The 12820-nt window shown below is 48.8% G+C and carries 6 protein-coding genes and 1 pseudogene; all 7 read left to right on the top strand.

The window, feature by feature from the left end; genetic code table 11:
* Window positions 1-711: 711 nt before the first annotated feature.
* The 7 genes and pseudogenes from katG to ACK5LI_RS10740 all read left to right on the top strand — a co-directional run bounded on the left by katG (window position 712) and on the right by ACK5LI_RS10740 (window position 12817).
* Window positions 712-2910, top strand: coding sequence for a catalase/peroxidase HPI (gene katG / locus ACK5LI_RS10710; RefSeq protein WP_416949100.1), 2199 nt, complete (start codon window positions 712-714; stop codon window positions 2908-2910).
* A gap of 332 nt (window positions 2911-3242) precedes the next feature.
* Window positions 3243-5396 (top strand): methyl-accepting chemotaxis protein, encoded by a 2154-nt coding sequence (locus ACK5LI_RS10715; RefSeq protein ID WP_416949102.1) that lies wholly within the window; start codon window positions 3243-3245, stop codon window positions 5394-5396.
* A 295-nt stretch (window positions 5397-5691) separates the two neighbouring features.
* Window positions 5692-6150 (top strand): annotated as a pseudogene (locus ACK5LI_RS10720) (transposase); the annotation flags it as partial.
* Window positions 6151-6980: 830 nt separating this feature from the next.
* Window positions 6981-8099, top strand: coding sequence for a non-hydrolyzing UDP-N-acetylglucosamine 2-epimerase (gene wecB / locus ACK5LI_RS10725; protein WP_416949104.1), 1119 nt, complete (start codon window positions 6981-6983; stop codon window positions 8097-8099).
* A gap of 236 nt (window positions 8100-8335) precedes the next feature.
* The gene (gene wecC, locus ACK5LI_RS10730; protein ID WP_416949106.1) at window positions 8336-9580 is read left to right on the top strand and encodes a UDP-N-acetyl-D-mannosamine dehydrogenase; all 1245 of its coding nucleotides are present in this window, start codon (window positions 8336-8338) and stop codon (window positions 9578-9580) included.
* A gap of 64 nt (window positions 9581-9644) precedes the next feature.
* Window positions 9645-11786 carry a bi-domain-containing oxidoreductase gene (locus ACK5LI_RS10735; RefSeq protein ID WP_416949108.1) on the top strand — a complete coding sequence of 714 codons (2142 nt, stop codon included), beginning with the start codon at window positions 9645-9647 and terminating at the stop codon, window positions 11784-11786.
* Window positions 11787-11818: 32 nt separating this feature from the next.
* Complete coding sequence (locus ACK5LI_RS10740) at window positions 11819-12817, top strand: glycosyltransferase (RefSeq protein WP_416949110.1); 999 nt, start codon at window positions 11819-11821, stop codon at window positions 12815-12817.
* The last annotated feature ends 3 nt before the right edge of the window (window positions 12818-12820 follow it).

The raw sequence follows: 12820 nt of genomic DNA on the forward strand, positions 1-12820 counted from the left end.
TCAACTTTCGTTTTGTGATATTTTATAGGCATTACGAGAGGTTGTCGTACTGTTTTTCCTGTATAGCCAGATTATATTTTTTTGCCCAGCGGTCATGTGGCTTGTTCTTCGCACAGCATTTCAGGCTGTAAAATTATAACATTAGCGTTGGAGACGGATTGTGTCTGTCGCGTTACCAACATGTTGCGCTTAATATGTTGGTTGCAGTTTTTTGTCTGCCGCAGACATTGTGTTTTCCCCCCCCCCGGGGAAGGTATTTATCTTATTTTTATTGCAATACGTTGCGCTATGGAAGCGTTGTGTGCTGCTGGATATAAAATCAGGACGCGGATTGCCGTCTTCGTATGTGTATTTATTGCACACTTGTGCAATAAAGGTGTGGTGTGAATATTAAAGTTGGTATCCGTAGTTTGTTTTTGAGTTAATAATTAGAATGTTGGACTGTAGTTTGATGGTTTTTATAGTAATATTGTGCAAACTTAATTTTGCAGGTGACTTTAAAATTGACAGTGTGCTATTATACATATCTGCTGTTTTTCAGCGTCATGCGTTAATACACTTGTTATGGCAGAGGCTGCATAAATATGCATGTAATGCATGATGATTACTATAGTTGTACGAATCGGAAGGATAAATCGCTGTTGCTGCAACAGCGAAGCGTTGCAGGATAAGGGGGCAGGTTAACACTACTGATAGTCAGGAGAATTCCTTATGAGTAACGGTAATAAGTGCCCTGTGACAGGCAGGACAGAACGACAGGTGGCCGGTGGCGGTACTTCTAATCGGGACTGGTGGCCCGGTCAGCTTAACCTTCATATTCTGCATCAGCATTCTTCCAAGTCAAACCCGCTGGGCGAGGCTTTTTGCTATTCCGAAGAGTTTAAAAAACTCGACCTTGAGGCCCTGAAAGACGATCTCATGGAACTGATGACCGATTCTCAGGATTGGTGGCCTGCAGATTATGGGCATTATGGCCCGTTGTTTATCCGTATGGCGTGGCATAGTGCCGGAACGTATCGCGTAGGTGACGGACGTGGTGGTGCTGGGTCCGGCAGCCAGCGTCTTGCACCGCTGAACAGCTGGCCTGATAACGTCAATCTGGATAAGGCCCGCAGGCTGCTGTGGCCCGTTAAGCAAAAATATGGCCGTAAAATATCGTGGGCCGACCTTCTGATTTTCGCAGGCACCTGCGCTATTGAGTCCATGGGGCTGGAGCCCTTCGGATTTGCCGGCGGGCGCGAGGATGTTTGGGAACCGGAAGAAGATATTTACTGGGGCTCTGAAGATACGTGGCTGGGTGATGTCCGCTATAAGGGTAACAGAAAGCTGGATAATCCATTGGCTGCCGTACAGATGGGCCTGATATATGTGAACCCCGAAGGGCCGAACGGTAACCCTGATCCGCTTGCTTCTGCGGTAGATGTGCGTGAAACCTTTGCCCGTATGGCCATGAATGATGAAGAGACGGTGGCTCTGGTAGCAGGCGGGCATACCTTCGGGAAGTGTCATGGCGCCGGTGATGCCGCGCATGTGGGGCCGGAACCGGAAGGTGCCGGACTGGAAGAGCAGGGCCTGGGCTGGAAAAGCAGCTATGGCAGCGGCAAAGCGGGTGACACCATCGGCAGCGGTATCGAAGGTGCATGGAAGCCCAACCCCACAACCTGGGATATGGGCTACCTGAAGGTTCTTTTCAAGTATGAGTGGGAATTGGTGAAAAGTCCTGCCGGAGCACATCAGTGGCTGGCAAAAGATGTGGAAGATGAAGATATGGTTGTGGATGCCCACGATCCTTCCAAAAAGCTGCGCCCCATGATGACTACGGCGGACCTTGCGTTGCGTTTTGACCCTGTCTATGAGCCTATTGCCCGTCATTATCTGGCAAACCCGCAAGAGTTTGCCGATACGTTTGCACGGGCGTGGTTTAAGCTGACCCACCGTGACATGGGGCCGCGCTCGCGGTATCTGGGCACTATGGTGCCTGCAGAAGAGCTGATCTGGCAGGACCCGATTCCTCCCGTATCCCACCCTCTTATCAGTACACAGGACATCACAGCCCTTAAAGCCGGAGTGCTGCAATCCGGCCTGACTGTATCGCAGCTTGTGTATACCGCGTGGTCGTCCGCCTTTACGTTCCGCGGCTCGGACAAACGCGGTGGAGCCAACGGTGCGCGCTTGCGTCTTGCCCCGCAAAAAGACTGGGAAGTGAATCAGCCTGAACAGTTGCATAAGGTGCTGCAAAAGCTTGAAAGCATCCGCGATGAGTTTAACGCTTCGCAAGCCGGTGGAAGGCAGGTTTCACTTGCCGATCTGATCGTGCTGGGTGGCTGCGCGGGTATTGAACAGGGAGCGAAAAACGCCGGATATGATATTACTGTGCCCTTTACTCCCGGACGCACCGATGCTTCGCAGCAGCAGACTGATGATTACTCCTTTGCGGTGCTGGAGCCTAAGGCTGACGGATTCCGCAACTATCTGAAAGCGAAGTATTCCGTAACGGCAGAAGAACTGCTGGTAGACAAAGCGCAGCTGATGACGTTGACTGCGCCGGAGATGACAGTGCTTGTAGGCGGCTTGCGTGTTCTGAATGCCAACTACGGTCAGTCGCAGCATGGTGTCTTTACCAGCAGGCCGGAAGCTCTGAGCAACGACTTTTTCGTCAACCTGCTGGATATGGACACTGTGTGGACGCCGACATCAGAAGAAGCTGAACTTTTTGAAGGACGCGACCGTAAAACCGGTGAACTGAAGTGGACAGGTTCGCGCATTGATCTGGTGTTCGGCTCCAATTCGCAGCTGCGCGCCATTGCGGAAGTCTACGGCAGTAAAGATTCTCAGGAAAAGTTTGTGACTGACTTCGTGGCTGCATGGAATAAGGTTATGAATCTCGACCGTTTTGATCTGGCCTGTTAGGGCCATGACAATTGCTCCTCTGTAGATGTAGTCAGGTGAGAGGCCGCATCTATTTGGATGAGAGCGGTGTAGCAGGGCCGAAACAAGTGCGGCACTCCGGTTTTACTCCGGGGTGCCGCATGCTTTTTTTGAACCCGACCCAATTGATAGCGATGTGCTGGCGCTCGTCATTATGAGGAGGTTCCTTCAAGGGCGGGTCGGGAGAGCATGAAAATAATCTTTGCCGCGCATAACCTGTGTTATCCTGAAGATGGTCAGCCCGGTTCACGGTTAATAATGCCGTACTCCTTTGCGCCGTAAGACAATCATCATCAACGGTTAAGCGAGGCTTTATGTTCAGAGATATGCGTATTGGTGCAAAAATAGCATTGGGCGTTGGCGGGGTTCTGGTGGTTGTTTTTTCAGGATTTACGGCCTTCAGCGTAATGAAAACGCAGGAAATTTCCACCAATCAGGCGCATCAGATGGCATCAGAGTTGGCAGGAAAATACGGGAATCAGGTAAAAAACAGCATTGAAAAGGCTCTGGATGCGTCCAAGGCTCTGGGAGCAACCTTTCTGGCTATGTCAAAGCACCCCGAATCAGTTGATCGTGAAATTGCGGACGAGATGATAAAGGATGTCACGCTTTCTGATGATATGTTTTTTGGCACGCAGGTCGTAATAGAGCCCAACGCCTTGGATAGGCGGGATGCTGACTATGTAGGATATAAGCAGTACGGCGCTGAAGGGCAGTATGGTCCGTACTACTGGCGAGAAGGCGGAACGCTGAAAGTAGAAGACTTATGGCAATATGACCCGTCCAATACACGTGCATGGTACATGAGCCCGAGAGATACACGTGGCCCTGTGCTGACTGAACCGTACTATACTCAGGTTGCAAAAACGAACATGGCAACCGTAAGCGTGCCTATTTTTAAAGATAGTAAGTTCATGGGGATAGCAGGTATAGATTTTACCCTGGCGGAATTTCAGACGATGGTTGAAAACATCAAGCCCTTGGGAACCGGGTTTGCTTTTCTTGCGTCAAACAAAGGCTACTGTGTTGCACACCCCGACAGCGGCATGGTGGGCGAAGATATTACCAAGGCCTTTCCCGAAAAATATCACTCTGAAATCATGCAGTCCATCGGGGCGGGCAAACGGTATGCTCTTGAAATTGTCTCCCCTCTGGATGGAGAAAGATACTACTTCCTTTTCGAGCCGGTTCTTATTAGCGGCACAAAAACCCCGTGGGTTATGGGTGTCGCCCTTCCTTCTGTAAAGATTAATGAGGCTGCCGAAGAATTTCTGGTTGTCAGTCTCATGATTTCTTTAGTTAGCTTGGCTGTAATGATGGTTATGGTGCTGCTTGTGTCGCGAAGTGTTTCCAAGCCGATCAACCGTCTTGTTGACGCTGCAAAAGGCGTGGCGGCGGGGGATTTCAGCTCTATGCCCGACGATAAAGGGTTTGGCGGAGAGTTGTTAACTTTGCACACGGCACTGTCCACAATGGTTAAAAATCTGGTCGAGCTTATTTCGACTGCCGAAGATAAGACCAGAGAAGCCGAAGAAAAAAGTCGTGAGGCGGAAATTGCGTTGCAGGAGGCTCAAGCCGCCAAGGAACAGGCGGAAAGGGCCAAACGCGATGGTATGCTTCAGGCTGCTGCCAGACTGGAAGGCATTGTAGAGCAGATCACTTCTTCATCGGAAGAACTTGCCGCACAGATAGAAGAATCAAGCAGGGGCACAGAGGTCCAGAGAGACAGGGCCGGTGAAACTGCAACAGCCATGGAAGAGATGAACGCAACAGTTATGGAAGTTGCCCAGAACGCGAGCAGGGCAGCGGAAAGTGCCGTAGTTGCCCGTGATAATGCCGAAGAAGGCGGCCAGATTGTGGCTGAAGTGGTAGAGTCTATTAATGCCGTCAGTGAAGCTGCGGGCAAGATGGTGCAGGGGCTTGATGAGCTTGGCAAAAATGCGGAAGGCATAGGTCAGATTATGACCGTGATTACTGATATTGCCGACCAGACCAACCTGCTTGCACTAAATGCCGCCATCGAAGCCGCACGCGCAGGCGATGCAGGACGCGGTTTTGCTGTCGTCGCCGATGAAGTACGAAAGCTTGCGGAAAAAACCATGCAGGCCACGCAGGAAGTCGGACGTGCAGTGCAGTCTATTCAGGATGGTACCCGCAGGAACATCAACGAGATGGATAATGCGGCAAGGGTGGTTGAAAAAGCGACTGACCTTGCTGCCAAGTCCGGAGAAAGCCTCAGGGTTATAGTAGGTCTTGTAGAAGATACCGCCGATCAGGTCCGTTCCATTGCGACTGCTTCAGAAGAACAATCTGCTGCAAGCGAGCAGATAAGCCGCGGTACGGATGAAGTTAACCGCATTGCCTCTGAGACAGCAGCCGCTATGAATCAGTCTGCAATTGCTATTTCCGACTTGGCAAACCTTTCCGCAGAATTGCGGGCACTGATTGAGGCGCTTCAGAACGAATAACAGTAGCGACGGGTGCAGCGCGAAGGCAAGCGGCAGCTTGTGCGTTGCCGGAAGTCCTTCCGTAATAATGCGTAATCGAACAAGGCTTCGCTATCCTGCAAATGCAGGGTGGCGAAGTGTTACATTAAAATAGGGCGAGCGGATCGTATTTCTTGGAAAGGTTCACCGGTCCGAGGTGAGCGTTTTGAGAGCAATTCTACCTGATGCTTTTTGCATATGAAAAAAGAGGAAACTGAATCGCCACTTGTTTCGTAGACACTCCTGAGCTATGGAGTCGAGATTCCAGGAGAAAACGATGCATGATAAGCATTGCACTGACGAATTCAAAATTGAAGCGGTAAGACAAACTACCGAACACGGCTATCCCGTCCAAGAAGTTGCCCAACGGTTAAGAGTCAGCAGCCATAGCCTTTATGCGTGGAAAAAGAAGTATGGCCATGGCGAATTCATGCTGTCCAGTTTGACGACCAACAAGCCGAGATCAAGCGTCTCAAGGCAGAGTTAAAGCGGGTAACAGAAGAGCGAGACATCGTAAAAAAGGCCACCGCATACTTCCCCAGAGAGTCCCTGTGAAGTATGCCTTTATTCAGGCGTATTATAAGGAATTCGCGGTTCGAAACCTGTGCCGCCTCTGCATGTACATCGCAGTGGCTTTTGCGCCTGGCTCAAGCAGCCCAGGTCGCCAAGACCAAAAGATAATGAGCGGCTGCTGGGACTAATCAAACCGTTCTGGCTAGAACGCGGATGCGTCTATAGTCGGGAAGAGGCGCGGTAGGACGTCTTCAATTATATCGAGATGTTTTATAACCCGATTCGCCGTCATGGACACGAAGGCAACTTGCTTCAAATGAAATTTGAAGAAAATTTTATTAGTAAAATCATGGTGTCTAGTAAATGAGTGACGATTCAGACTATTGGCAGGCATATTCAGGGCACCATGTATGATTTTTCCATGTATCGAACGCATAGCGTCAGATTCAACCCGCTCTCGCCAGCCTCCTCATAGTAGAAACTGGAGCGGCTAAAGTTAGAAAGACAGCATTGCCTAGCGATGCTGAGCCGGGAGTGATCATGCTCGACCATCCCCCTATTTAGGGCTAGGCTCAACGACCAAAGCCTTTGGCTAACAATTACGCTCCACGATCCACTGCCCCATCTTGGCGTGGAGTGCTTTGATCTACAAGTCGTTATTGGCGGATTGTTTCTCGACCTTGCCGAAGAAAATGCCGACCAGCCCTTTCAATGTCTGCTTTTTCCATTGAGCGACATTCTAATAAGCATCAAATGTTGCAGTATCTTGTGTCGAATTATCTTCCCCCCTTCGAGACCTCTTTGGCTACCTTGGCTTTGAACTCTGCCGAGTAACGATTTCTCTTACTCTTGGGCATGTTCCCTCTGTTTGTCTCCGCTCCGCCTTAGCTGCCCGCGTTTTGGGGACCACCTCTAGGAGTTGCTTCCCCCCCCCTTTTCTGGCAATATCCCACGCCTTAACGGAAGATCGGCTGCCTTAATTTGAGGTATGCGGAGTCAATTGTATTAACAACAGCGAAATATTGGTGAAACATTTATGATAGCGAGGCTGTTTTGCGCATTTTGATTTTTGCAGGAACCAGACCTGAAGCTATTAAGGTAGCACCGGTTGTGATTGCTCTGCGTGAGCATCTGGAATTTGATGTGCGCCTTGTTTCTTCTGGACAGCACCATGAAATGCTATATCAGGCGTTTGCAGATTTTGGACTTGTCCCTGACATTGACTTAAAAGTTATGCGTCCGGGACAAACCCTTGCCTCTCTTTCCTCAAGGTTGTTTGAGTCAATAGACGCCTTACTTGGGCAGGAGATGCCTGACTGTATTCTTGTACAAGGAGATACAACAACTGTGATGATTGCGTCTCTTTGTGCATTTTACCGAGGAATCAAGGTCGGCCATATTGAGGCCGGACTCAGAAGCTTCCAGCTTGATGCACCGTTTCCTGAAGAACTAAATAGACGCGTTGCTGGTATTGTGGCCGATCTGCACTTTGCTCCTACAGAAACAGCACGGTCAAATTTGCTTAGGGAACATGCTGCAGAAGACCGTATCCTTGTGACAGGCAACACTGTGATCGATGCCTTGTTCTGGATGCTTCAGCATGGTGGGTCCAATAGCGATCTTTTACCTGAAGATGTCCTGCATAATTTGTCGGAAGGAAAACGGCTTATTCTTGTAACAGGCCATAGGCGTGAAAATTTCGGCAAAGGGTTCGAGGCCATATGCCGAGCATTGTCCGAGATTGTAGCGCAGCATGAGGATGTGTTTGTCGTTTACCCTGTGCATTTAAATCCCAACGTAAAAGCCCCCGTCACTCAAGAGTTGGAAAAAACAGAGCGGATCATCTTGATAGAGCCTCTGCAATACAAATCGTTTATTGCTTTGATGAATGCGGCATCAATTATTCTCACTGACTCTGGAGGAGTTCAGGAGGAGGGCCCCGCTTTGGGTAAGCCCGTTTTGGTGATGCGGGATGTAACCGAGCGCCCAGAAGGCGTTGTCGCTGGCACCGCTAAGCTTGTTGGCACAAATACTGAGAACATAGTTGAGGAAGTTGGCAAATTGCTAATTGACTCAACATACTACGACAGAATGGCAAAAGCTGTTAATCCCTATGGCGACGGTCTGGCTTCGCAAAGGATTCGTGATGCTTTGCTCGCCATGCTGAACTAGGAAGCCTCAATAAATATTTTGTTTTTGGGGGATAGTTCGGGTGTTCTTTGGCGGGTTGCACTGTTTTAGGATCGGAAATATGTTTTGAGTCTCTTGGTGATGTGCAGAGAGAATGTATCTGAGAAAGCCTTTTGTATTTCCCATTATATAATCAGATCGCCTTGGTAATATATTGATACAAAAAAATGAGCAAGTGGACATCAAAAGCTGTCTGCTGTGCATGATGGAGTTTTTTTATGCAGACAGTATGTATTGTCGGTTTAGGCTACATCGGCTTGCCGACGGCAAGCTTGCTGGCAACAAAGGGGTTTAAAGTTCACGGTGTCGACGTGAATGAGGGAGTTGTCTCTGCTCTTAAGGACGGTAGGATTTTAATTTATGAGCCTTCGCTCGATATTATGGTTAAATCTGCTGTCCAGTCGGGGCAGTTGGTTGCATCTACCACGCCTGATGTCGCTGACGTGTTCATTCTGGCAGTTCCTACTCCATTCACAGATGGGCATAAGCCCGACCTTTCATACGTCAAGGCTGCAAGCGAAGCTATTGCTCCTTATGTTGCACCGGGGAATCTGATTATTCTTGAATCCACGAGTCCTGTTGGAACCACAGAGAAAGTGTGCGAGTGGGTTGCGTCTCTACGACCTGACCTTGTACTGCCTTGTGCCTCCGGACTTGGCTCTGGAGAACAGGTCTATGTGGCTCACTGCCCCGAGCGAGTCCTGCCCGGCAAAATTTTGCAGGAGCTGGTTGATAATGACCGTGTTGTAGGCGGGGTGGACGTGGCTTCCACTCGTGCCGCAGAGCAGTTTTATAAACAGTTTGTTCAAGGTGCTGTTTTGACAACGACTGCCAGAACTGCTGAGCTAGTTAAATTGACAGAAAACTCCTACCGCGATGTCAATATTGCTTTTGCTAATGAGCTTTCTTTGATTTGTGAAGAGTTGGACGTTAATGTGTGGGAAACCATTAAGCTTGCAAATCATCATCCCAGAGTAAATATTCTGACCCCTGGTCCCGGAGTGGGAGGGCATTGTATAGCTGTGGATCCGTGGTTTATTGTTGATAGTGCTCCTTCTACTTCAAAACTCATTCATACCGCACGTAAGGTTAATGAAGGCAAGCCTGAGTGGGTTATTAATCAGGTAAAACGAAAAGCCGCACGCTTTACAGCTCCGCAAGTTGCTTGCCTAGGCCTTTCATTTAAACCAGATATTGACGATTTGCGCGAAAGCCCCGCTTTACAGATTGTCAGTGAGTTGGCTAAGGATCCTAATCTGAAGCTGTTTGCTGTCGAGCCGCATGTAGCACAATTGCCTCGTAAATTTGAGCATTGCAATAATGTTTCGCTGGTTTCGCTGGATGAAGCTTTGCACGAGGCTGACATTGTTGTAGTGCTTGTAGCTCATCGTCAGTTTAAAGATATTAACCAGACTTTATTGCTGCAACGAATTGTAATTGATACGTGTGGTCTGCTGGCATAGCTCTTTTTATCGTAGGCGTTGCGAGTTGTCAGTCTTACATTGAGTGATTTGAAAAGGATTTTTTATGAAACAAGCCCTTATTAAGAAAGGGAATGTTATTCCTGCGGATATTTCTGCGCCAGTCGTGTCTACTGGCGGAGTTCTGATTAAGGTTGTGAATTCTTGTATTTCAGCGGGAACAGAGTTGTCTGGGTTACAGACAAGTGGCAAGTCTCTCATCCGTCAGGCCTTGGAGCAACCACAGAAGGTCGTCAAGGCACTGAATATGATGCGGACTGAAGGTGTCGAAAAAACGGTTGCAAAAATCCGCGGACATCTGGAAGCGGGTTCTCCTACCGGCTACTCCGCAGCAGGCATTGTCGTAGCTGTCGGCGCAGGCGTGAAGGACCTGCGTCCGGGAGACCGCGTTGCGGCAGCAGGTGCTGGTTATGCAAATCATGCTGAGTTCATTGACGTTCCTCGCAATCTTGTTATGCGCATGCCCGAGAACCTTGACTTTCAAGCCGCTGCCACTGTCACTCTCGGTGGCATTGCCATGCAAGGGGTTCGCCGTGCTGCTCCTGCTTTGGGTGAGTATGTGGTTATCTACGGCGCGGGCATATTGGGAATGCTGGCCCTGCGTATGTGCCACTTGAGCGGTGCCCGTGTGATTGCCGTAGACCTTGATCCTAAAAGGTTGGAGCTTGCAGCGAGTCTCGGCGCTGAGCTGTGCCTGAATCCAGTCAAAGATGACGTTGTTGCTGAAGTGAGTCGCCACACCGGCGGGCACCTTGCTGATATTGTATTATTTTGTGCGGCAACATCCAAGTCGAAGGTGTTGTCCGATGCCTTTGCACTGACGCGCAAGAAAGGGCGCCTTGTCATGGTTGGAGTGTGGGGAGACGGCTTTGACCGTAATGATATTTATAAGAAGGAAATTGACTTCCTTATTTCCACATCCTACGGCCCGGGCAGGTACGATGCCGCCTATGAAGAAGGGGGCTGCGATTATCCGTATGCGTATGTTCGCTGGACGGAAAATCGTAATATGGCGGAATACCTCCGTCTTATCGCTACGGGTGATCTGGACGTAATACCTTTGATTCAGGGTGTATACGATATTGACGACGTCATTTCGGCTTACTCTGTACTCTCCGGCCCCGATAAGCCTATGATGGTGTTGCTTGATTACGGACAAACTTTGCCTGATTCCAGCCAAAATATTGGTCGGATGCAGCCGGTGACTGTGCCGGGGATGAAGCGAAATAGCAAATCAGGACCGGTGCGTGTGGCATTGGTAGGGGCGGGCGGCTATGCGCAAGGCATGCACCTGCCGAATATGAAAAAATTGGAATCGCTTTTTACGTTGCGTGCTGTCTGCAGCCGTACTGGTACTAATGCTCAGGCTGTGGCGACCCAATATATGGCAGAATACGCCACTACGGATTATCAGCAAGTTTTGTCTGATCCCGCGGTCGATTTGGTTGTTTTGTGTACGCGCCATAACCTTCACGGTGAACAGGTGATGCAGGCTCTGCAGGCGGGAAAACATGTACTCGTTGAAAAACCTCTTTGCATCACTGCTGAAGAACTAGAACAAATTAAGGCGTTTTATGCGGAAGGCACAGAAGGAAAACCTTTGCTGACTGTTGGTTTTAACCGCCGTTTTTCAAAGTACGCCGATGCGATCAAAAAGGCTGCTGCCGGAAGCTCATCCCCTCTCTTTATGCGGTACCGTATGAACGCAGGTTATCTGCCGATGGACCACTGGACCCACGGACCTGAAGGTGGTGGAAGAATCGTCGGTGAGGCTTGCCATGTCCTAGACCTGCTGCGAAGCTTTACTGGTGGCGCAGCTGTTGCTTTTTCTTCAGTGTCATTACATCCTGCTGGAGATTTTTATTCCGCTACTGACAACAAGGTCATTACAGTAGAATATTCTGATGGTTCTGTTGGAAGCATTGAGTACCTCTCGTTAGGCTCTTCAAAACTTCCCAAAGAGCATCTTGAAGTGCATTTCGACGGTAAGACTGTAGAAATGAGCAACTATCAAAATATTACGGGCTTTGGTGTTGATGTTCCCAGCTTGTCTGACTCTATTCCGGATAAGGGGCAGCTTGAGATGTTAAGGGAAATAGGCATGTTCCTTACTGGACAGCAAGCACATTGGCCTATCTCATTTGAAGAACTTGTTGAAACGACAGCTATTACTTTGGAAGTTGCCTAGTGCGGGAGCAGGGAGTTTCACAAGAGCTTAATATGAGGCTCTTAGCAAAGAAAATTGTGATATTAGGTCCACTTCCCCCCCCCTATGGGGGGGTGGCTGTTTTTAATGCCTTGCTGGAGTGGAATCTCCGCGCAAAGGGTTATCATGTAACATCTATTCATGTAGGGACAAAAGAGAACTATATTGCAGCGCTGCAGGCAATCTCTCGTAACTCAGTTATCATAGATTCTTACAGCGGAGTGTTAGAATACCCGGAGTTGCGTGTGTTTCGATGGTATTTGAAGGGGAAGAAGATTAATTGGATTAAAGTACTCCATGATGCCACCCTGCCGAGCAGATTTTGTAACTTCAGCATTTTGCAAAAAACATTCTCACAAACTAATGCAGCTCTTTTTGATTCCATTGTTTGTGTGAGCAAAGCATTACATGAGTGGGTGTTGAACCACTGTTACTTGTCTCGGAGTACTGTGATTCCATCCTTATTGCCGCTTCCTCTTGGTTATGTGAGCATGGACTCTGCGGATCATTTTTCACTCCCTCAACCTTACGTAGTGACTGTAGGTACACCTGCTCCAGTGTATGGTGTACAGGGCGTGATCGATGTCATAAAAAAGATTCGGTCTACAGGAGTAGACTTGAATCTTGTTATTCTTGATGGTGGCTTTTCGAGCGATAACGTAAAGTGCGATGCTGTTGATGAAGGTATCATTAGGCTCACTTGTGTTCCTCATCAGGATGCCTTGCGGATTATTAAAGGAGCAAATGCTCTGATTCGGAATGTACAACATGAAAGTGTTGGGCTTTGCCGCATAGAGGCCCTGCTGCAGGGAACGCCAGTGATCGCAACGAATACTGGTGAGGTTCGCTTTGTAAAAACATACGACTTTGGTGATGAAAAGCGTTTGCAAGAATTGGTTATAGAATGTCTATATTCTTCTGAAGCAACAAGTGTTGAAATTAAAGATTTTTACTCTGCACTCGCGGATGAGAATTTGGGAAGCTATCTTTCCCTAATTAGTGAGATGCAATAATCC

Origin of the sequence: Oleidesulfovibrio sp. (assembly GCF_047973035.1) — a bacterium.
Taxonomy (GTDB): Bacteria; Desulfobacterota; Desulfovibrionia; order Desulfovibrionales; family Desulfovibrionaceae; genus Oleidesulfovibrio.

Excerpts from the sequence above, each read along its gene's own strand:
- katG (WP_416949100.1), top strand. The coding sequence starts at position 712 with ATGAGTAACGGTAATAAGTGCCCTGTGACAGGCAGGACAGAACGACAG.
- ACK5LI_RS10715 (WP_416949102.1), top strand. The coding sequence starts at position 3,243 with ATGTTCAGAGATATGCGTATTGGTGCAAAAATAGCATTGGGCGTTGGC.
- wecC (WP_416949106.1), top strand. The coding sequence starts at position 8,336 with ATGCAGACAGTATGTATTGTCGGTTTAGGCTACATCGGCTTGCCGACG.
- ACK5LI_RS10735 (WP_416949108.1), top strand. The coding sequence starts at position 9,645 with ATGAAACAAGCCCTTATTAAGAAAGGGAATGTTATTCCTGCGGATATT.
- ACK5LI_RS10740 (WP_416949110.1), top strand. The coding sequence starts at position 11,819 with ATGAGGCTCTTAGCAAAGAAAATTGTGATATTAGGTCCACTTCCCCCC.